The organism is Pedobacter antarcticus (assembly GCF_900103515.1).
GTDB lineage: Bacteria > Bacteroidota > Bacteroidia > Sphingobacteriales > Sphingobacteriaceae > Pedobacter > Pedobacter antarcticus.
The window spans coordinates 86,003-106,796 of the sequence record NZ_FNGZ01000008.1; the positions used below are offsets into that span (position 1 = coordinate 86,003).

19 protein-coding genes are annotated in these 20,794 nt (G+C 41.1%); 6 read left to right on the forward strand and 13 right to left on the reverse strand.

The genetic code is table 11. The features are described 5' to 3' along the window. Positions 1-13: 13 nt before the first annotated feature. The 4 genes from BLR53_RS15420 to recJ are packed head-to-tail and all read right to left on the reverse strand — an operon-like array spanning position 14 to position 5,252. Positions 14-1,234 (reverse strand): GAF domain-containing sensor histidine kinase, encoded by a 1,221-nt coding sequence (locus BLR53_RS15420; protein ID WP_074590969.1) that lies wholly within the window; start codon positions 1,232-1,234, stop codon positions 14-16. A gap of 40 nt (positions 1,235-1,274) precedes the next feature. Beyond that, complete coding sequence (locus BLR53_RS15425; protein ID WP_037443026.1) at positions 1,275-2,789, reverse strand: GH3 auxin-responsive promoter family protein; 1,515 nt, start codon at positions 2,787-2,789, stop codon at positions 1,275-1,277. A 16-nt stretch (positions 2,790-2,805) separates the two neighbouring features. Then, on the reverse strand, positions 2,806-3,540 hold the full coding sequence (gene lptB, locus BLR53_RS15430; protein WP_074590971.1) for an LPS export ABC transporter ATP-binding protein: 735 nt from the start codon (positions 3,538-3,540) through the stop codon (positions 2,806-2,808). Between the two features lie 5 nt (positions 3,541-3,545). Continuing rightward, entirely contained in the window at positions 3,546-5,252 is a 1,707-nt protein-coding gene (gene recJ, locus BLR53_RS15435; RefSeq protein WP_074590973.1) for a single-stranded-DNA-specific exonuclease RecJ, read from the reverse strand. Between the two features lie 180 nt (positions 5,253-5,432). Here recJ and BLR53_RS15440 point away from each other — a divergent pair, with 180 nt between their 5' ends. Beyond that, positions 5,433-6,200, forward strand: a complete 768-nt coding sequence (locus BLR53_RS15440) for an MBL fold metallo-hydrolase (protein WP_074590975.1) — start codon at positions 5,433-5,435, stop codon at positions 6,198-6,200. A 9-nt stretch (positions 6,201-6,209) separates the two neighbouring features. Here the strand turns inward: BLR53_RS15440 and BLR53_RS15445 are convergent, their stop codons facing one another. From BLR53_RS15445 to ahcY, 4 genes are all read right to left on the reverse strand, one after another. Next, positions 6,210-6,605 carry a response regulator gene (locus BLR53_RS15445; protein ID WP_234797593.1) on the reverse strand — a complete coding sequence of 132 codons (396 nt, stop codon included), beginning with the start codon at positions 6,603-6,605 and terminating at the stop codon, positions 6,210-6,212. A 137-nt stretch (positions 6,606-6,742) separates the two neighbouring features. Then, positions 6,743-9,628, reverse strand: a complete 2,886-nt coding sequence (gene gcvP / locus BLR53_RS15450) for an aminomethyl-transferring glycine dehydrogenase (RefSeq protein WP_074590978.1) — start codon at positions 9,626-9,628, stop codon at positions 6,743-6,745. A gap of 72 nt (positions 9,629-9,700) precedes the next feature. After that, positions 9,701-10,420 carry a pyridoxine 5'-phosphate synthase gene (locus tag BLR53_RS15455; RefSeq protein WP_074590980.1) on the reverse strand — a complete coding sequence of 240 codons (720 nt, stop codon included), beginning with the start codon at positions 10,418-10,420 and terminating at the stop codon, positions 9,701-9,703. 360 nt (positions 10,421-10,780) lie between these two features. Continuing rightward, a complete protein-coding gene (gene ahcY / locus BLR53_RS15460) occupies positions 10,781-12,097 on the reverse strand; it encodes an adenosylhomocysteinase (protein WP_037443014.1) in 1,317 nt (438 codons plus the stop codon). Positions 12,098-12,268: 171 nt separating this feature from the next. Between ahcY and BLR53_RS15465 the strand changes: the two genes are divergently transcribed. Beyond that, positions 12,269-12,835 (forward strand): hypothetical protein, encoded by a 567-nt coding sequence (locus tag BLR53_RS15465; protein WP_143007892.1) that lies wholly within the window; start codon positions 12,269-12,271, stop codon positions 12,833-12,835. A gap of 186 nt (positions 12,836-13,021) precedes the next feature. Then, a complete protein-coding gene (locus BLR53_RS15470; RefSeq protein ID WP_037443010.1) occupies positions 13,022-13,432 on the forward strand; it encodes a BrxA/BrxB family bacilliredoxin in 411 nt (136 codons plus the stop codon). Between the two features lie 118 nt (positions 13,433-13,550). Here BLR53_RS15470 and cdaA read toward each other — a convergent pair whose 3' ends face one another. After that, positions 13,551-14,342, reverse strand: coding sequence for a diadenylate cyclase CdaA (gene cdaA, locus BLR53_RS15475; RefSeq protein WP_037443008.1), 792 nt, complete (start codon positions 14,340-14,342; stop codon positions 13,551-13,553). Between the two features lie 29 nt (positions 14,343-14,371). Further along, a complete protein-coding gene (folP, locus tag BLR53_RS15480; RefSeq protein WP_083332105.1) occupies positions 14,372-15,229 on the reverse strand; it encodes a dihydropteroate synthase in 858 nt (285 codons plus the stop codon). Positions 15,230-15,285: 56 nt separating this feature from the next. On the opposite strand from folP, the gene BLR53_RS15485 reads away from it, so the two are divergent. From BLR53_RS15485 to BLR53_RS15495, 3 genes are read left to right on the forward strand one after another with little or no spacing between them, the layout of a single operon-like run. After that, the gene (locus BLR53_RS15485; RefSeq protein WP_157282907.1) at positions 15,286-15,828 is read left to right on the forward strand and encodes a DUF1599 domain-containing protein; all 543 of its coding nucleotides are present in this window, start codon (positions 15,286-15,288) and stop codon (positions 15,826-15,828) included. 28 nt (positions 15,829-15,856) lie between these two features. Continuing rightward, on the forward strand, positions 15,857-17,008 hold the full coding sequence (locus BLR53_RS15490; protein WP_074590987.1) for a BT_3928 family protein: 1,152 nt from the start codon (positions 15,857-15,859) through the stop codon (positions 17,006-17,008). An 11-nt stretch (positions 17,009-17,019) separates the two neighbouring features. Next, the gene (locus BLR53_RS15495; RefSeq protein WP_074590989.1) at positions 17,020-17,526 is read left to right on the forward strand and encodes a shikimate kinase; all 507 of its coding nucleotides are present in this window, start codon (positions 17,020-17,022) and stop codon (positions 17,524-17,526) included. Here BLR53_RS15495 and BLR53_RS15500 read toward each other — a convergent pair. From BLR53_RS15500 to BLR53_RS15510, 3 genes are all read right to left on the reverse strand, one after another. Continuing rightward, positions 17,523-17,921 carry an acyl-CoA thioesterase gene (locus BLR53_RS15500; protein WP_037442999.1) on the reverse strand — a complete coding sequence of 133 codons (399 nt, stop codon included), beginning with the start codon at positions 17,919-17,921 and terminating at the stop codon, positions 17,523-17,525. The two genes, BLR53_RS15495 and BLR53_RS15500, sit on opposite strands and share 4 nt — an antisense overlap. Positions 17,922-17,985: 64 nt before the next feature. Next, positions 17,986-18,831, reverse strand: coding sequence for a tRNA pseudouridine synthase A (locus BLR53_RS15505; RefSeq protein WP_244889544.1), 846 nt, complete (start codon positions 18,829-18,831; stop codon positions 17,986-17,988). Further along, complete coding sequence (locus tag BLR53_RS15510) at positions 18,800-20,764, reverse strand: beta-N-acetylhexosaminidase (protein WP_244889546.1); 1,965 nt, start codon at positions 20,762-20,764, stop codon at positions 18,800-18,802. Before BLR53_RS15510 ends, BLR53_RS15505 begins: the two co-directional genes overlap by 32 nt. Positions 20,765-20,794 lie beyond the last annotated feature (30 nt).

Consider the following 20,794-nt stretch of genomic DNA (forward strand, 5'->3'; position numbering starts at 1 on the left):
TATCTCATTGTTTTTATTCTCCAGTTTGACTGATTGGAAAAGAGACAAAAAAGGAACTTCCTTTTCCTTTGCCCTCGCTTGTTGCCCATACATTGCCTTTATGACTTTCTGCAAGCATCTTTACAATAGACAAACCCAGGCCATAAGATTTTTCTCTCGCTGTGGGTGTGCTACTTAAGCGTGCAAATTTTATAAATAGCTTTTCCTGATCTGTTTCTGTGAGTCCCTGCCCCTGGTCACGGAATTCCAGAATGATTTGATTTTCTGATGAAACCTCTGCAGATATGTAAATTTTTGTTCCGGGATCCGAGTATTTTACAGCGTTGCCCAGCAGGTTGCTTAATATATCCATAATACGGATTTCATCTGCGGCTATAGCAACCTCAGGTATCGCAGGGATAATGATTAATGTCTGGTTCTTTGAAGCAAGAGTTAATTCAAATGACTGGCGTAATTGATCCAGCAGGCCACCAATCCAGATCTGTTCGTGAACCAGGCTGGTACCGGAGTTTTCACTTCTTGCATTTGTGAGTAACTGATCCAGGTTTTTCTCTATTCCTTTTGCGGCTTTTTCAATTCTGGAAGACATATCCTTAATCTTCTCCGGATCCATAACCCTGGTGCCCAGCAGCTGCGCATATAATGAAATCGACGTCACCGGATTCTTCATGTCGTGGGCCAGCCGGTGTAATCTATCGTCGTATGCTCTGACTATTTTGCGGTTAACCAGCCTGGTATCCAGTTTTTCCATGACTACTTTGGAAAGAAGCTTCAGCATTTCAATTTGCGTATCACTTACGGTTTGCCGGGGCTGCTCACTAGCCACACAGACTGCACCCAGAATAAATCCGTCTGCTGTTTTAATCGGGGCAGCAGCATAGAAGCGAATGCCATCTTTTATATTGACATAAGGGGCTTTTAATAATTCAGGGAATTGGTGAGTATCGTGGAAAATTGCAACATCATTCGTAGAAATACAGAGCGCACAGAGGTCATTCTCCCTGGCGATGCGTTCCCCTTCCAGACTCCCGACCTTAGCTTTATAAAATACCTGGTCCTTGTCTACAAAAGTGACAAAGGCATCAGTCGTGTTAAAGATCTGGGCTGCCAGCTGGGCGATAGTATCAAAATCCGTTTCAGGAGGTGTATCCAGAATCTCGTACTGATATAATATCTTTAGGCGTTGCGTATCATTGTCCGGGATCAGTTGCTCTGGTATTTGCTGTGTCTTCATAGATCTTGCTGTTATTTGCCTGCCTGTCCCGTATAAATATTTACAGATTCAGGAGGGGTAAAATTTCTTCGACATACTTTCTGTCATTGGCCAGTCGGGGCACTTTATGCTGTCCACCTAGTTTGCCTTTTGACTTCAGCCAATTATAGAACGTTTCTTTCGGTGCATTATGTACTTTTGGACGGCATAAAGCCATATTGTTAAATCTCTTGGCGTCGTAATCAGAATTTATTTCCCTCAAGGTCTGGTCTAATACATTGATGAATTTCTCAAAATCATCAGGTTGCTGGTCAAATTCTATAATCCATTCATGTCCGCCTGCATCTTTTCCGCAAAAATAGATAGGGCAGGCAGTGTAATCTTTAAAGACAGCACCTGTTTCCCTGCAGGCTTTACTAATTGCCTGTTCGGCGTTATCAATGATTATTTCTTCTCCAAAGGCATTGATAAAATGTTTGGTTCTGCCCGTTATCTTAATTCGGAAAGGGGAGAGCGAAGTAAATTGAACAGTGTCGCCAATCATGTATCGCCATAATCCGGCATTTGTGGAGATAACAATAGCATAGTTTTTAAAGAGCTCTACTTCATCAAGACCTAAAGTCGTTGGGTTTTCCTGCTCAAGTTTTTCCAGTGGAAGAAACTCATAAAAAATCCCATAATCCAGCATCAGCAACATCTCTTCCGACTGCACCTGATCCTGGATACCAAAGAAGCCTTCAGAAGCATTATACGTTTCCAGGTAATACATTTCATCACTTGGAATTAATTCCCTGAACTGATCTCTGTACGGGCCGAAATTTACAGCGCCATGAAAGTAAAGTTCCAGGTTGGGCCAAACTTCCAGCAGGTTGTTTTTACCGGTAATTTCCAAAATCTTTTTTGCGAGGACTATTGTCCAGGTGGGGACACCCGATATATTGGTTACATTTTCTTTAATTGTCGCCTCAGCCATTTTTTCCATTTTTTGCTCATAGTCATCCATGAGTGCGATGGAAATATTTGGTGTTCGATAATATTCTGCCCACATAGGCAGATTCTTAATTAACACAGCAGAGAGGTCACCATAAAATGAGTCTTCGCTCAGCTGGTTAATCTGGTGGCTCCCACCCAAAACAAGCGCTTTGCCGGTGAGAATCTGATTAGTAGGTTTATTATTGCAAAATATAGAAATGAGATCTTTTCCGCCTTTGAAGTGGCATTCTTCCAGTGCTTCTGTGGAAACGGGAATGAATTTGCTGCGGTCACTTGTTGTTCCGGAGGATTTAGCAAACCAGCGGATGTCCGAAGGCCACAGTAGATTCTGTTCTCCTTTTAACATTCTTTCGATATACGGCTTAAGCGTATCATAACTCTGCAGTGGAACTCTTTCCTTAAACTGAGCCGGATTTTCTATCGAACGGTAATCATATTTTTTACCCCATTCGGTATTCTCTGCACTGGAGATGAGCTGGTGAAACCATTCGTCCTGCACGTCTACCGGATATTTCATGAAAAGTTCGATCTGATGGACCCGCTTTTTCATATACCAGGTAAAAATTGAATTTACAATCGCCATTTTGCTTGGTTAAGAATTAAAGATTTTTAGTGCGGAGTACGAAGTTCGAACCCAGATATACTTTTCTGACCATTTCATTCGCGGCAAGTACCTCAGGCGTTCCGGATTCCAATATTTTACCTTCAAACAACAGGTAGGCACGGTCTGTAATCGACAATGTTTCCTGTACATTATGGTCTGTAATGAGGATACCGATGTTTTTGTTTTTTAATTTTGCAACTATGGTCTGGATTTCTTCCACAGCAATCGGGTCGACCCCGGCAAACGGTTCATCCAGTAAAATGAAATTAGGACTTGCAGCCAGCGCTCTGGCAATTTCAGTTCGCCGGCGTTCTCCACCTGATAAAAGGTCTCCACGATTCCGGCGTACTTTGTGAAGACTGAACTCATCGATCAGCTCTTCTAGTTTTTCCTGGCGCTGTACACGGTCCATATCTGTCATTTCCAGGATAGCCATAATGTTGTCTTCAACTGAAAGCTTTCTGAAAACAGACGCCTCCTGAGCCAGATAACCAATGCCTTTTTGTGCCCTGCGGTACATGGCATCGTTTGTTATATCTTCATCGTCAAGAAAAATTGTTCCCTCATTTGGTTTGATGAGTCCTACTATCATATAAAATGAAGTAGTTTTCCCCGCACCATTCGGGCCTAATAAACCCACAATCTCTCCCTGACTTACATTGAACGAAACGTCGTTCACAACAGTTCGTTGCTTGTATTTTTTTATCAGATTCTCCGCTCTAAGATTCATCTATATTATGCTTGTAAAAGTCTTATTCCTTTAATATTCAGTTGCAAACGTTTCTGATCTTTCCAGACGTTTTCTTCTATCGTATAACAAATTGAAAATGGTCTGCCCTGTTGTAAAAGGGATTCCCATTCTGCCAGGCCAAACCCAATGCTCTCAAAAATAGCTGAATTTTGTTGTTTAATACTCAATTTCAGATGTTTTGTTCCTACAACGTATGGTTTTCCGACCAGAAATACTTCTTCGCTATGAAAAACCGGTGCAGGATTGAGTGGCCCGAAAGGGGCCATTTGTGCAAGTACACGCTGAAATTTACCATCGATTCTAGACAATTCAATAGCTGCATCTATTTGAATTTCCGGCGAAAGCATATCCTGCGTAATGGTTGCAGTGACGTAATTTTCAAATCGTTCTGCGAATTCATGAATGTTTTCCGGTTTTATTGTCAATCCGGCGGCAAACTTATGTCCGCCGAACTGTTCCAGTAAGTCTGCACAACTTAGCAGTGCTTCGTACAGATCATAACCAGGAACCGATCTTGCCGAACCGGTAAGGAAACCATTTGAAAGCGTAAGAACAATGGTGGGTCTGTAATATTTTTCTGTAAGTCTTGATGCAACAATACCGATGACACCTTTATTCCAGCGCTCGTTATAAACTACTGTTGTCTTTTTGCTGATCAGGAATGCAGATTCGTCAATCATAGCTAATGCTTCTGCTGTCATTTGCTGATCAGAAATTTTACGGTCAGCATTCTGCTGATTAATAAAATCACTTTGTGTTCTTGCGATTTCCTCTTCATCACATAAAAGCATTTTCACTGCCTGGTTTGCATGGTCCATCCTGCCTGCTGCATTAATACGCGGGGCTAGTGTAAAGACGACATCAGTTAAGGTGAAATCTTTATTTTTACCACAACTGTCCATCAATGCTTTCAAGCCTATGCAAGGGTTGGTGTTGAGCCGGATAAGTCCGTGAAAGGCCAGTATCCGGTTTTCCCCTGTCACTGGTACGATATCGGCGGCAATGGAAACCATAACAAGATCCAGATACCTGAGGTATAGGGCGGCATCCAGGTTATTTTTAATACACCACGCCTGTGCCAACTTAAAGCCTATGCCGCAGCCTGCAAGTTCTTTGAAAGGATAGGAGCAGTCTTTTCTTTTTGGGTCCAATACGGCCGCTGCATCCGGTATTTCTTCTCCCGGCAAGTGATGGTCACAGATAATAAAATCTATATCCAGACTGCTTGCATATTGAACTTTATCGTTTGCTTTAATTCCACAATCCAATGCAATAATAAGGGTGATTCCATTTTTTTTTGCATAATTTATTCCGGCCGTGGAAATCCCATATCCTTCCTTGTGGCGGTCGGGAATATAATACTCCATTTGGGAATAAAATTGCCTGAAAAAACTAAATGCTAAAGCGACTGAAGTCGTTCCGTCTACATCGTAGTCACCGTATATCATTAGCTTCTCTCCGCTAAGAAATGCTTTTTCAATCCTGCTTATAGCAAGGTCCATATCTTTCATTAAAAATGGATCGTGCAGGGAATTAAGGTCTGGCCGGAAGAAGTCTTTTGCCTGCTGAAAAGTATGTATATCCCGCGCTACCAGAATTTCGGCAAGGGCGGGATCTATATTAAGTTCACGGGCAAGCGTTAAACTGATTGATAGCTCATCAGGTTTAGCCTGCACCCATTTTTTATCCATGTTCAATTATATTTATTCTGGCTCTGTCACGGCTATGCAAGATCTGCTGCCTGAAACAGGGTTTTGTCTAATTATCCGGCCGATCAGGTATTCTGTCCTTTTCATTTAAACAGGTTCCCTATCTTTGTGATCAATTTGTAAATATATCATAAAATATTCTTTTGACTAATACATAAGCCCGTGCAAGTTTTTACATTATTTGAAGGTTCTTATTCTGTTGCAGCAGATAAGAAGTTTATTCCTTTTGACCCGCAAACAGACCAGGCTAAAGACCGGCCCGGTTCTCTTTTTATCCATGTTCAGCCGTTTTTGATTAAGCTGGGTTCCCATCTGTTACTGCTTGATACCGGCCTTGGTTATAGCAATGATGAGGGAAGAATGATCCTCCACGAAAATATAAAGAAAGCAGGTTTTGAACCCCAGGACGTTGATTATGTATTGATGTCCCATTTACATTTTGATCATTCAGGAGGAATGGTACACCGTACGCCTACTGGTATGGACCTTAGTTTTCCTAATGCTACTTATGTAATTAACCGGGGTGAATGGGAGTCTGCATTTTCCAAAACCTCCTCCTCCTATAGAACTGATATTTTTGATTTCGTACAGCGGAACGCTCAAATTCAATTTGTTGAAGACAGTGGCGATCTGACCTCTGAAATCAGTTATATACTTACCGGGGGGCATACACCCTTTCACCAGGCCTGGTTTTTCGATGATGGCCAGGATAAAGTGTTTTTCGGTGGTGATGTTTTACCTGAACCTGAAGAACTCGTTAAGAAGTTTATCGCTAAATATGACTATGACGGCCGCAGATCTATGGAGCTTCGGGAAGAATTTGGAAAGTCAGCGGCAGAAAATAACTGGCTCTGCCTGTTTTATCATGGCAAGAGCAAAACCACTGCCTTTGTAGAGCAGAATGAAGAGGGGCACTTTAAGGTCGTTTAAAAACGATTCTTACACTTTTCCTTCAAATAGTTCTATAAGACGTTCAATAGAAAGGGGTTTAGAAATAAACCCTTTTACTGTTTTATAGGTTTTTGCTTTTTCAATATCATTTTCATAAACCGAAGAAGAAAGCATATACATATCGGAATCTTGTAAAATGCCGAGCTTCTCATAGACTTCCAGGAACTCCCAACCATTTAAAACTGGCATGTTGATATCAATGAGGATTAGATCTGGAAATGATATGTCATTTTGCTGCAGATCTTTTAGATAATCTATCGCCAGCTGACCATTTGTTTTTGCCACCATTTTCGCGTCATAGCCCGTCTTTTCTACAATTTTTTTAATAATGAAGATGTTGATATCGTCATCGTCAATGACCAGTAAATTAATTGGTGTACTCATCAATTTGTAGATTTTAATAATTATGGTTTATAATAAAGATATATAATAGAATGTCAATTCAATATTCATTTACGATTTTAACAGGCAAAAAAAAGACCACTTATTTAAGTGGTCTTTTTTTTGTTCGAAATATAGTATTATATAGCTGCGTCTTCTTCCATGTAACTTTCAATCGGAGGACATGCACAAACTAGTGATCTGTCTCCGAAGGAGTCATTTACACGGCCTACAGACGGCCAGAATTTATGTGCTGCTACATAAGGAAGCGGGAACGCTGCAACCTGTCTGCTGTATCCATGTGACCATTCGTCACCTGTTACTACTGCAGCCGTATGCGGTGCGTTTTTCAGTGGGTTATCTACACGGTCCAGCTGTCCTTGCTCAATAGCACTGATTTCACTTCTGATTGCAATCAGTGCATCACAGAAACGGTCAAGCTCATGTTTCGGCTCACTTTCAGTTGGTTCAACCATTAAAGTTCCAGCTACCGGGAATGAAACCGTTGGTGCGTGGAAACCATAATCCATAAGTCTTTTTGCGATATCAACCACTTCAATACCGTAATTTTTAAACTCGCGGCAATCCAGAATCATTTCGTGACCACAGCGGCCATTACTTCCAGAATACAGGACAGGATAGTGCTGTTCTAAACGTGCTTTAATATAATTTGCATTCAAAATAGCATAACGGGTAGCTTCTTTCAGGCCTTCTCCTCCCATCATTGCGATATAAGCATGTGAGATGATCAAAATAGATGCTGAACCCCATGGAGCAGATGACACAGCAGGAATTGATTTTCCTTTGTTAATATCAACTACAGCATGTCCCGGAAGATATTTAACCAGGTGTGCTGCCACGCCAATCGGACCCATACCAGGACCACCACCACCGTGCGGAATACAGAAAGTTTTGTGCAGGTTCAAGTGGCATACATCGGCGCCGATATTCGCAGGGCTGGTTAATCCAACCTGTGCATTCATATTCGCACCGTCCATATAAACCTGACCTCCATTTGCATGAATAACTTCGCAGATCTCTACAATACTTTCCTCAAATACACCATGTGTAGAAGGATAAGTAACCATGAAGCAGGAAAGATTATCTTTATGTTGTTCTGCTTTAGCCTTTAGGTCTTCTACATCGATATTACCCTGAGCGTCACATTTAACAATTACGATCTTCATACCGGCCATAGCTGCAGATGCAGGATTTGTACCATGGGCAGAAGAAGGTATCAGAGCAATATTACGCTGGAAATCACCACGGTCCTGATGATAAGCACGAATGACCATTAAACCTGCATATTCTCCCTGAGCGCCTGAATTAGGTTGCAAGCTCATTGCAGCAAATCCTGTTATTTCACTTAACCATCTGTCAAGTTCATTGAAAACACTATAATAACCAGCTACCTGATCTGCGGGAGCGAATGGGTGAATCTTAGAGAATTCTGCCCAGGTAACCGGAATCATCTCCGTAGTGGCATTCAGTTTCATTGTACAGGAACCCAATGCAATCATGGAGTGGCATAATGAAAGATCTTTTGCTTCCAGAGACTTGATGTAACGCAACATTTCATGTTCTGAATGATGCGAGTTAAATACCGGGTGAGTCAGGTATGCTGACTGACGCTGAAGTGCAGCAGGAATAACTGTTTCAATATGTTCTTCGGAAGCTAATTCTACACTGTCTGCAGCGATGCCTTTTACTTTCGAAAATATTTTGTTCAGTAATTTAATGTCTTCCAGTGATGTTGTTTCATCCAGGGAGATATAAGCTACTGTGCCTTTATAATATAAATTGATCTCGTTGTCGATACATTCTTTATGAATAGAGTCTTTAAGGTCACCCAGTTCAACCTGGATAGTATCAAAGTATACTTTATTCAATTGTGAATAACCGATTTGCGTTAAAGAATCTGATAATGCTACTGCCAGACCATGAGTTCTTTCTGCAATTAGCTTTAATCCTTTCGGGCCATGATATACCGCATAGAAACCAGCCATTATTGCCAGTAAAGCCTGAGCTGTACATATATTTGATGTCGCTTTATCTCTGCGGATATGCTGTTCGCGGGTTTGTAAAGCCATACGCAATGCATAATTATTTGCACTGTCAATAGTTACACCGATAATCCTTCCCGGAATAGAGCGTTTATATTCTTCCTTTGTTGCGAAAAATGCGGCATGAGGCCCACCGAAACCGATAGATACACCAAATCTTTGTGTTGTACCAACTACGATATCCGCTCCCCATTCTCCCGGAGGAGTCAGTAAGGTTAAACTCAGTAAGTCTGCTATTACAGTTAATTTTACCTGAGCATCATGAGCCTGAGTGGCAAAAGCAGTATAATCAAATACTTCACCATTTCCTGCAGGATACTGTACTATTGCACCAAAGTAGTCTGCTGTTGGGGTAAACGTTCTATGGTCACCGGTAACCAGTTCGATTCCAAACGGGTTCGCACGGGTTTTAAGAATGTCCATTGTTTGCGGGAAGATGAGTTCAGACACAAAGAATTTTCTTGCATCCTGATTTTTACGCAGACTAAACTGCATAAACATAGCTTCCGCAGCTGCTGTTCCTTCATCCAAAAGCGACGCATTCGCAATTTCCATTCCTGTTAGGTCAATGACCATAGTCTGGAAATTCAATAATGCTTGCAGACGTCCTTGAGCTACCTCCGCCTGGTAGGGTGTGTACTGCGTATACCATCCTGGGTTTTCCATTACATTTCTCAGAATTACTCCCGGGGTAATGGTATCATAATAACCTTGTCCGATATAAGATTTGAAAACCTTATTCAATGAAGCGGCTTGTTTGAGACTGGACAGATAATCTTTTTCAGATTTGGCTGCTGGCAGATTTAAAGGTTTTTTTAATCTGATTTTTGCCGGAACTGTTTGATCAATCAGTTCATCTACAGAACCCAGACCAAGGGTACTTAACATGGCGTCAGTATCTGCCAGGTCAGGGGCAATATGACGGTCTTTGAAGTCTTCTTTGTAATGAATGTTTAAGCTCATGGGGTGTAGCAATAAATTTGCGCAAAGGTACTAATTTTCATAGCTTTTTACTAATGGATAAGCCGCTTTGGTTTATACAGATAATTGTCTGGTGTACAATTGAATTGTGTTTTCCAGTCCAAGGTATATGGCATCACTAATCAGGGCATGACCGATGGAAACTTCCAGCAGGTTTGGTATGCTGGATGCGAAATACTTTAAATTTTCCAGATCCAGGTCGTGGCCGGCATTAATACCCAAGCCTAATTTATTGGCTGTATGCGCTGCCTGAATATAAGGAGCGATTGCTTTAACTTTGTCGCCTTTATAACCAGCTGCATAAGCTTCAGTATATAATTCAATACGGTCTGTCCCGGTTTGCTGTGCTGCTTCGATCATGTCCCTTACCGGGTCTACGAAAATAGAGACGCGTATGCCAGCTCCCTGAAAAAGGCTAACCATCTCTTTAAGATAAGTCTGATGCGTTGCAGTGTCCCAACCATGATTAGAGGTTATTTGTCCCTCCGAATCTGGTACCAGTGTAACTTGTGCAGGAGCATTAGCCAGAACCAGATCTATAAATTTTTGCTCTCTGCAATTACCCTCTATATTTAGTTCTGTTGATATAACTGATTTTAAGTCAAATACATCCTGGTAACGGATATGTCTTTCATCTGGTCTTGGATGTACGGTGATTCCTTCTGCTCCAAATCTCTCACAATCCAGGGCAACCTTAATCAGGTCTGGATTATTTCCTCCTCTGCTATTACGTAAGGTGGCTATTTTATTGATGTTAACGGATAGTTTTGCCATAGACAAAGATAATTCATAATTCAGGAATGGGTATAATATTATTGTAAACAGGTGAAATTTGTAATTATCTCTATACGATAGGCTATGTTTCGTCATTGTCTCGAATCTTGTTCCATTTACCTCCAGTGTTCCTTCGTACTTCCTACAATTCCGATTGAAGGAAGTACGAAGGAAGTCCGAAGAAACAACGAACGAAGTGTGAAGGAAATGTTGACGAAACCAGCACAAGACTCTATTAACCTTTGGTTAATTTAACGGGGGGCAATATAGGCGGGTCGTGTAAAGGCAAAACTGTTATATAAAAAAAAGGACGCAGCGAGAGCTGCGTCCTTTTATAGACTAAATCTTTTTCTGAGCAGATTAGTATCTGTATGCTTCAGCTTTAAACGGGCCGTCAACAGTGACACCGATATAATCGGCCTGGTGCTGATCAAGAACATCCAGCTCCACACCGATTTTAGCCAGGTGCAGACGGGCAACTTTTTCATCCAGGCTTTTTGGAAGAACATAAACTTTGTTCTCATATTTACCAGGGTTCATCCATAACTCCAGTTGTGCCAGAGTTTGGTTAGTGAATGATGCTGACATTACAAAGCTTGGATGACCTGTTGCACAACCTAAGTTAACCAGGCGGCCTTCAGCCAGTAAAATTACATCTTTACCATCTATGGTATATTTATCTACCTGCGGTTTGATTTCTACTTTTGTATCACCATAGTTCGTGTTTAACCAGGCTACGTCAATTTCATTATCAAAGTGACCGATGTTACAAACGATAGTTTTGTCTTTCATGGTTTTGAAGTGTTCGGCACGAACGATATCACAGTTACCTGTTGTGGTTACAACGATATCTGCTTCTTTTACCGCGTTAGCGAATTTCTTAACTTCATAACCTTCCATTGCCGCTTGTAAGGCACAGATAGGGTCAATTTCAGAAACGATAACCCTTACACCTTGTGAGCTTAAAGATTCTGCAGAACCTTTACCTACGTCACCATAACCCGCAACAACAGCAACTTTACCAGCTAACATTACATCTGTGGCACGACGGATCGCATCAACCAGTGACTCGCGGCAACCATATTTGTTGTCGAATTTAGATTTGGTTACCGAATCATTTACATTGATTGCAGGTAAATGAAGTGTACCATTTTTCATACGTTCATAAAGACGGTGAACACCAGTGGTAGTCTCTTCAGATAAACCTTTAATTGCAGCGATCAGTTCAGGGAAGCGATCGAATACCATATTAGTTAAGTCACCACCGTCATCAAGAATCATATTCAATGGCTGACGCTCCGGACCGAAATGTAAAGTTTGTTCAATACACCAGTCAAATTCTTCTTCGTTCAGACCTTTCCAGGCATATACCTGGATACCTGCTGCTGCTATTGCTGCTGCGGCATGATCTTGTGTAGAAAAGATATTGCAGGATGACCAGGTTACTTCTGCACCTAGTTCTACCAATGTTTCAATTAGCACTGCAGTCTGGATAGTCATGTGCAAACATCCGGCGATGCGTGCGCCTTTTAAAGGTTTGGATGGGCCAAATTCCTGACGTAAGGACATTAAGCCGGGCATTTCTGCTTCTGCTAGTCCAATTTCTTTACGGCCCCATTCTGCCAGTGAAATATCCTTTACTTTATATGGGATATAAGTGGTCTCTACTGATGACATATTGTTTTGTTTTAAATTGTTGATTATTAGATGTTTTAAATTAAATAAGAGTTGTGGTGCTTACTATTTCCCATCTTTAACAAAAACGATCTCTTTTATTTTTCAAAATTACACAATAGTTCAGCCAATTTCAAAAGGACGGAAAGAGGTTACATTAGGTTGAGAAACATTATGAAGTTAACCAAACCATCTATTGCAGCTATGGCTGTTATTTTATACTTTATCATAAGTTGCAACGACACAGGTAATTTGCAGGATACCAAACAGGAGAAATTAAAAAACAGCTATGCGAAAGACATAGTGAATACTTTTATTAAACAATATATTAAATCAGATACAATCCGCATGTCTATGTCCTCAAACTTACCAATGTGGGGTCAATGTGCTAAGGAAACAAAAGACAAGTATAATCTTGACATTGATTTCGTAGACACATCTACATATCCGGACACTGTACTGTGGGATTCAAAAATAGTTCCACATGCGAAGCTTCTTACTATGAAAGAAGAAAAAGTTATATCGGGAGAGGATTCATACACTCACATTCAGGCAATTGATGATGAGAAAGATGCTTTTTATCGTTTTGGGCGGCCTGTTTTCTCTAAAGACATGAAATATGCTGCCATAGCAATATCGTTTTATTGTGGCATGCAATGCGGTAATGGTGCTATTTTTATTTACGAGCATACGAATAACGGCTGGGTTTTAAAAGAAGAAAGGTGCAACTATATCTCGTAGTAAAATAGTTCAGGAGGCGCAATAGAGCCATTCTTCTGCAAAGGAGATTAGCCTTTTTTTTACCTGGAGATAAAACCAAAGTAATTTAAAGGTAAAAAACCCCGGGGGCAGGAATGAATGTTTTGATGCTATCAGGCAGGGGCTTACATTTGTATAAAAGAATACTCAAATTAAAGCTTAATATATATGTATCCAGAATATTTAGTAGAACCAATGCGTGCGGAATTAACCACTGCTGGTTTTGAAGAAATGAAAACTGCCGAAGATGTGGACAACGCCATTTCTGGAGCAGGAACAGTGTTTGTAGTGGTAAACTCTGTATGTGGTTGTGCGGCTGCAAATGCACGTCCTGCAGCCAGACTTGCAGCAGCAAATGAAAAACACCCGGATAAAATGATCACTGTTTTCGCTGGTATGGAAAAAGATGCAGTTGATCGTGCAAGAAGTTATATGATGCCTTTCCCGCCTTCTTCGCCAGCAATGGCTTTGTTTAAAGATGGTAAATTGGTTCATATGATCGAGCGTCATCAGATCGAAGGCCGTAATGCACAATTGATCGCCGATAACTTAATCGGTGCTTTTGATGAGCATTGCTAATCAAAAGCAGGCATACTGATTAGTATAACTAGTATAAAAAAGGCGGCTCATCAAAATGAGCCGCCTTTTCTTTTATAATATGAATGCTTTTATACTGTGAATGTTTTTATACTGTGAATCAGAAATCTTTATTCAACAGCTTTTCCAACTCACCAAAAGATACGTTCATTCGTACGCGTCCCTGTTTAGCATAGGCGATTTCACCGGTCTCTTCAGAAACAATAACCGCTACAGCATCTGTACTTTCAGAGATCCCGATCCCGGCACGGTGCCTCAGACCGAATTGCGGTGGGAGCTTGTCGTTATCTGTTAGTGGGAGGATGCAGCTTGCATTCTTTATTTTGTTCTCAGAAATTACAACGGCACCATCATGAAGCGGGCTGTTCTTTTGAAAAATACTTTCCAGCAGCCGTTTAGATATTTTGGAGTCAATCACCTCACAGCTATTTGCGAACAGCTGATCATCGTAGTATTTAACAAAAACAATAAGGGCACCTGTTCTTGTCTTTTTCATACTCTTGCAAGCATCAATAATGGGTTTAATCCGTACCAGATTGTCGCTTTCGGTATCTTTGCTTCCAAACAGATATCCCCACCAGGCTTTATTCTTCTGAAGAAATGTGTTTTTTCCGATCATCAGCAGGAATCTTCTGATCTCCGGCTGAAAGATTACGATGAGCGCAATAATACCTACGCTCATAAATTTATTGATAATCGTAGATAACAGCCTCATGTTCAATGCATCGACAACAAACCACAGAATAAGTATTATAAACATACCCAGCAGCAAGTTTACCGCAAGGGTGTTCTTAATCAGATTATAGGTGTAATATATCAGGAAAGCAACGAAAAGTACGTCGACAATATCCGTTACTGTGATCGTTAAAAAATCAAAGTCAAAGCCTTTCATAGCAGACAAGTTAGGTATTTTGGATTAAATTATGAGGCCTGCATTTTGCCGACCAGCTGGATACATTCCATTGCAGCACGTACATCATGTACCCTTAAAATTGAGGTCCCTTTTAATAATGCGATAGTATTTATTACCGTTGTGCCGTTAAGCGCTTCTTCTGCCTGTGTCCCCAGTAATTTATAAATCATAGATTTACGGGAAATGCCGGTTAATACCGGAAGTCCAAAAATATCCAGGTTGTGCATATAATTCAATAACTGATAATTATGATCCAGGGTTTTTGCGAATCCGAAACCAGGGTCAAGAATGATGTCCTGTACACCCAGTGCCTGCAATTCACTTATTTTCTGTGCAAAGTATCCGATTACGTCAAGTCCTACGTGCGCATATTCAGGTGCATTTTGCATATCCTGAGGGGTGCCCTTCATATGCATTAAAATATAGGGTACACCAAGTCCGGCAACTGTACTGAACATTTCTTTATCTAATGTCCCACCCGAAATGTCGTTAATCAGATGAGCACCTGCATAGATACTTTCAGCCGCAACCTTACTCCGGAATGTATCAATTGATAATCTTGCATGGGGAAACTCCCTGACGATCGCCTCAATGACAGGAATAATCCGGTTTAATTCTTCATCTGTACTGACATCAGCTGCTCCTGGTCTGGAAGAATATGCGCCCAGATCAATGAACCGGGCTCCTTCCAGCAGGCAGATTTCTACTCTTTTTAGCGCCGCATCCACGCTGCCGATTCTGCTTTCACCGAAAAATGAATCCGGCGTGAGGTTAAGGATTCCCATAACGCATGGAGTGCTCAGATCAAAGAGCTCACCTTTGATGTTTAGTGTTATTTTTCGGTTTAAAAACGTATCTTTAGCCATCATTTTGAACAAAAATACAGTATTTAAATAGCTTTAAACTAAATATTTTAATTGTTTTGGCCATCAACACCTCACAAGAATTCGACGCCGTAATCGCGGTATGCAGATCGCTTTTTTTACAGAAAACAAAAGACTACGGAACCGCCTGGCGGATACTGCGTGTGTCCTCACTTACTGATCAGTTATTTATCAAAGCTCAGCGCATTCGTACGCTCGAAGAGAAAAAGGTATCCAAAGTAGGCGAAGGAATTATTCCTGAATATATCGGCATTGTCAATTACTGTGTAATTGCTATGATACAATCAGATATGACCGCGGCCGATTCTTATGAACTGGACCCCGCAGATGTTGCTGCAAGATATGATCAGAAAATACAGCAGACGAAAGACCTGATGTTCGCGAAAAACCATGATTATGGAGAAGCCTGGCGCGATATGCGTATCAGCTCACTGACAGATTTAATCCTGATGAAGATACTTCGTGTAAAGCAGATTGAAGATAATCTGGGCGAAACATTGGTGTCCGAAGGTGTAAATGCAAATTACCAGGACATGCTGAACTATGCTGTTTTTGCGTTAATTAAAATGGATGTAAAATAGAACCGGCTCTTCCGGTAAATAACTTATTATGCAGAAAGCCGCACTTAACTTTTCCAGAATATTCGTAGGGGTATTATTTATTTTTTCGGGACTCATCAAAGCTAATGACCCTCTTGGTTTTGGCTATAAGTTGCAGGAGTATTTTGATGTATTTCATATGCCCTGGTTATCTCCCTTTGCAACCGGTATTGCCATTTTTCTATGCATTCTGGAAATCGTTTTAGGTGCTTTATTATTATTTGGATTCTGGAGCAGGAAAGTCACGGCAGGATTGCTTGGAATTATTATATTTTTTACCTTCTTAACGTTCGTCTCTGCAGCATTTAAAGTCGTAACGTCCTGTGGTTGTTTCGGTGATGCCATACCATTGACACCATGGCAATCCTTTTCTAAGGATCTTGTCTTACTGGTATTGATTATTTATCTATTTATAAACAGGGACAAGATCCATGCAGTAACGGATAATCAAGGGAAACAAAGGCTCGGAGTAATAGGCGTAACGGCCTTGTCACTAATCTTTAGTATTTATACTTACACGTATTTGCCCGTTCTGGATTTTCTGCCTTATAAAGTAGGTCAAAGCCTCCCTGAAGCTATGAGGATTCCTGACGGTGCTCAACCCGATGAGTATGTAATTACCTATAAACTACATCATAAAGTTACCGGAGAAGATAAGGAGATGAGTGATAAAGACTATCTCAAAACCGAAATCTGGAAAGATAACAACTGGGAGATTGTTGGCGAACCAACACAGAAACTTATAAAAAAGGGTTATGAAGCCAAAATCAAAGATTTAATGATCAGTGATGCTTCTTCCACGGATTACACTAAAGAACTGCTGGAAAACCCATATTATAATCTGGTTATAGTAGCTTATTATTTGAAAGATTCTAACGAGCAAGCGATCCAGGAGATGAATGCCATAGCCGCACAGGCCGTAAAAGAATTTAACATCAGGACAGTTTTACTGACATCAAGCTCTGCTCAGGATGCAGACCAGTTCAGTAAGGAAAACAAGCTGACGGCAGAGGTGTTTTATGCCGACGCAGTGCCATTAAAAAGTATGGTCAGATCGAATCCGGGCTTAATGTTAATGAAGAATGGTGTGGTGATTAATAAATGGAGCCACGCCGGGCTGCCATCCTACGAGGCGCTTAAAACTAAATATTTCGAACAATAGTCTTTTCCGCTATGAGAATTTTTCTGATTGGTTTTATGGGCTGCGGTAAAAGCACCCTCGGCAGAAAACTGGCAACCAAACTAGGTTATGAATTAATAGACCTGGATCATCATCTGGAGAAAATTGCCGGCAGCAGCATCACTGCTTATTTTGCTGAACACGGAGAGGATTCTTTCCGCAGGCTAGAAAGTGAGACACTTAAAACCATGCATTATCCGGACAATTGTGTGATATCTACGGGTGGAGGTACACCCTGCTTCTACGATAATATTTCCTGGATGAATGAAAATGGAACAACTGTCTATATTCAGATGAATGCATTTTCATTAGCTAAGAGACTGGAAAACGGAATAACGAAAAGACCACTGCTCAGCGGCCTTTCTGAAGAAGAACTAATTCGCTTTATTGCGGGCAAACTGGAAGAGAGAAATCCTTACTACCAGCAGGCAGCACATGTACTGAACGGAATTAGCCTCACAGCAGATTTAGTAATTGCAGCGCTCGAACCTGAGTGCTAATTATCTTCAGCTGCAAATTGTGCTTCGATAAACCTGATCTGTGTTTTTCCGTGTGCAACGGGAGTTCCATACTCATCGACGTTTACAAAGACCATTTTATCAATCGTAAGAATACTTTTTCTGGTGATCTTATTACGTACTTCACAGCGCATCGTTAAAGATGTGTTTCCGAAGGCCGTGGCGGTAATCCCCATTTCGATAATGTCACCCTGTTTAGCCGAGCTTACAAAGTTAATCTCAGAAATGTATTTGGTTACCACCCTCGGGTTACCTAATTGTACAATGGCATAGATTGCCGCTTCTTCATCTATCCAGCGTAATAAGCTCCCGCCGAACAAGCTGCCGTTTGGATTCAGGTCTTCTGGTTTGATCCATTTTCTGGTGTGGAAATTCATAATATTAATTTAAGACAAAAATAAGTCTTTAAATAATTTGAAATCTCAGATGTACGTCAATATATCAGATCGCTTTCCAGGTAATGTCCTGCTGTTTTTGCAATACCGCAGAAAAATCTACACGAGGTGCCAGATCCAGATAAGGATAGGTTACTTTAGACAGGTAAAGTCCCTGTGGATGCGCAGGTAGGATCAGTTCTGGGGTTTGTCTGTTTATCAGGTGGCTTTCAAACTCTTCCACCGACAACTGACCTTTTCCTATTTTCAGCAATTGTCCCATTATAATTCTGATCATTTTCCCTAAAAATCTGTTGGAAGAAATTCTGAATCTCATTTTTTCAGCCTTTTCATCAATAAGCAGGCTTGCAGAACGGACATAACACAAGGTATGCTCATACTTGTCGGGACTGGTGCAAAATGCCCTGTAATCTTTATATCTGGGTAACAGATCCACTGCGGCTTTCATCTGATCCAGCCGAAGGTCCTGCAGCAGGTAATAGGAGCTGAGTCCATTTAAGAAAGGGTCCTTGTATGTGTGCAGAAAATAATCATAGGAGCGCTGTACAGCATCAAACCTAGCGTGCGGAGTACCCTCCATCGGTATGATGTCATATACTGCGATATTCATAGGAAGGATCTTATTCAGCCTGAATATGAGGTCGAAATCCCATTGATCTTCCAAGTCGAAATGGAAGAAAAATTGACTGGCATGAACTTGCGCGTCAGTTCTGCCACACCCATTGATAAATACCGGTTTTTTAAAGATTTGCGTCAGTGCATTTTCAATCACACCCTGAACGTTCTGAACCTTTGCTTGTTTTTGCCAGCCATTATAGGTGAGCCCATTATAGCTGATATGTGCGAAATATCTCAATTCTTTATTTTTTACCTGCTCTTTTATTGAGTTCATCTGTAGAGATTGTTATCATCCGGCCTACAGGCTGTTTTCCTTTATAAGAGATGACGCGAAGTTGTACAGCATCTTTCGGAACCACAAGTTTTTCTGTATAACGCGGATAAAAATGATCCGGGTATGAATTATCAAAAGAGTAAAAAAGATCTAATCCGTCAATTTCAGTTTGTAGTTCAACCATTAATTGTCCGTCAGGAGTTCTGTTAGATTTGAATACCGGCTCAAAAACACTTGTTGCATATTTAGTTTCACCGATATCCATTCTTTTAAAATGCTGTTCCGTTTTGGCTATAAAATTAGACCAGTTCTTTTTAGCTTTTGGAGACCAAACTGATTCCGCAACTGCCAGTCCGCGCGGCCAGGTCATATATTCAGCATGACGCATGTTATACACCTGTTCTGTCCATAAATTGCCTTGACCGCCAAGAATATATTTCGGATCTGCACCTGCTGGTACCGGGTCAAACTGGTAGGTTTTACTAAGCAGAACTGAGGAATACACCTTAGGCTCCACAATAGGATCTCCCTGCATCAGATCGAGGTATACAAAATCCTGAGGCGACATAACCACTTCATGCTTATTTCTCGATGCCCCAATTCCGTAACTGGCATTTCTCCAGCTCATAATTGCAGCGCTAGGTGGAATATTTCCATTCAGGACTTCATCCCAGCCCATAAATTTTTTACCCTTCGACTCCACGATCTGCTGTACTCTCTTTTCAAAGTATCCCTGTACCTGATGCATATCTTTAAGTCCTTCCTTCTGCATTAAAGCTTTAACTGCATCACTTTTTTGCCAAAAGTTTATCGGCGCTTCATCGCCACCCATATGGATATAAGGAAACGGGAAAAGTGCGGCTACCTGGGTTATTACAGTGTCCAGAAAACTATAGACCTTTTCATTCGCAGGGCAAAGGGTATTATCGACCAAAGCGATGGGAGGAGCACCCCGGGACCAATCCATAATCCTTTCACCAGATCTTACACGGTAATTTTCCGCGCCAGGAGTACAGGAGAGTTCTGGGTATGAAGCAATAATAGCGAGACTATGCCCCGGAACGTCAATCTCGGGCATAATTTCTACGAAACGTTCTTTAGCATAACTGATAAGTTCCCTGATATCGTCTTGTGTATAAAAACCGCCGTTTGTTCGGGGCTCGTCAGGTCCAGCAGGTGAGAAGGACCCGAAATTACCAGTTTTCTTTACATTCCATGCACCAACTTCTGTGAGTTTAGGCAGGCCTTTAATTTCAATCCTCCAACCCTCGTCATCGGTAAGGTGCAGGTGCAGGATGTTAAATTTATAGCGTACCATTCCATCGATATACTGCTTAACTTCAGCTTTTGTGAAAAAATGGCGGGCCACATCAAACATGAGCCCTCTCCACGCCACACGTGGATAATCGGTAATTTCAACAGCAGGAACTGTCCATTTTTTATCAGCTACCTCTTCTTTGCTTTCTATCTCTTTCGGAAAAAGCTGCAGCAGCGTCTGAACTCCGTAAAACAGGCCGGCATTTTTATTTGCCTTAATGACAATGTGTTGGGGTGTAACAGAAAGCTGATAGCCTTCATCTCCCAATTGACGGTTCTCGTGTGTATTTAATATAAGTTTGATAGACCCCGGCGTATTTCCAGATGATTCTGAAATATATTTCCCCGTTGGAACGGTGAGCCTGGTCTTTAAATAATCTACGATATTTTTGCTGTCGGCCGGAGCCTGAATTATGATTTGTTCGGGCAAAGTGAAATGACCGTCAGCTTGTACCAGTGATACAGGTTCAGGAATTATAGCAAATTCTGGTGCTTTGGCTATAAACTTGCTGCTGCTGTCAACGGAATTGAAATTAGCATTTCCAAGTCCCATTTGCTGGCTATATGTAGTAGAATAAGTAAGTATACAGCAAATAAAAATTACGAATTTATGCATATCTAAGAAGGAAATTTGATCTTGTATTGA

Coding starts and splice junctions, on each gene's coding strand:
- BLR53_RS15420 (WP_074590969.1), bottom strand. CDS start 1,234: ATGAAGACACAGCAAATACCAGAGCAACTGATCCCGGACAATGATACG.
- BLR53_RS15425 (WP_037443026.1), bottom strand. CDS start 2,789: ATGGCGATTGTAAATTCAATTTTTACCTGGTATATGAAAAAGCGGGTC.
- lptB (WP_074590971.1), bottom strand. CDS start 3,540: ATGAATCTTAGAGCGGAGAATCTGATAAAAAAATACAAGCAACGAACT.
- recJ (WP_074590973.1), bottom strand. CDS start 5,252: ATGGATAAAAAATGGGTGCAGGCTAAACCTGATGAGCTATCAATCAGT.
- BLR53_RS15445 (WP_234797593.1), bottom strand. CDS start 6,605: ATGAGTACACCAATTAATTTACTGGTCATTGACGATGACGATATCAAC.
- gcvP (WP_074590978.1), bottom strand. CDS start 9,628: ATGAGCTTAAACATTCATTACAAAGAAGACTTCAAAGACCGTCATATT.
- BLR53_RS15455 (WP_074590980.1), bottom strand. CDS start 10,420: ATGGCAAAACTATCCGTTAACATCAATAAAATAGCCACCTTACGTAAT.
- ahcY (WP_037443014.1), bottom strand. CDS start 12,097: ATGTCATCAGTAGAGACCACTTATATCCCATATAAAGTAAAGGATATT.
- BLR53_RS15465 (WP_143007892.1), top strand. CDS start 12,269: ATGAAGTTAACCAAACCATCTATTGCAGCTATGGCTGTTATTTTATAC.
- BLR53_RS15470 (WP_037443010.1), top strand. CDS start 13,022: ATGTATCCAGAATATTTAGTAGAACCAATGCGTGCGGAATTAACCACT.
- cdaA (WP_037443008.1), bottom strand. CDS start 14,342: ATGAAAGGCTTTGACTTTGATTTTTTAACGATCACAGTAACGGATATT.
- folP (WP_083332105.1), bottom strand. CDS start 15,229: ATGGCTAAAGATACGTTTTTAAACCGAAAAATAACACTAAACATCAAA.
- BLR53_RS15490 (WP_074590987.1), top strand. CDS start 15,857: ATGCAGAAAGCCGCACTTAACTTTTCCAGAATATTCGTAGGGGTATTA.
- BLR53_RS15495 (WP_074590989.1), top strand. CDS start 17,020: ATGAGAATTTTTCTGATTGGTTTTATGGGCTGCGGTAAAAGCACCCTC.
- BLR53_RS15500 (WP_037442999.1), bottom strand. CDS start 17,921: ATGAATTTCCACACCAGAAAATGGATCAAACCAGAAGACCTGAATCCA.
- BLR53_RS15505 (WP_244889544.1), bottom strand. CDS start 18,831: ATGAACTCAATAAAAGAGCAGGTAAAAAATAAAGAATTGAGATATTTC.
- BLR53_RS15510 (WP_244889546.1), bottom strand. CDS start 20,764: ATGCATAAATTCGTAATTTTTATTTGCTGTATACTTACTTATTCTACT.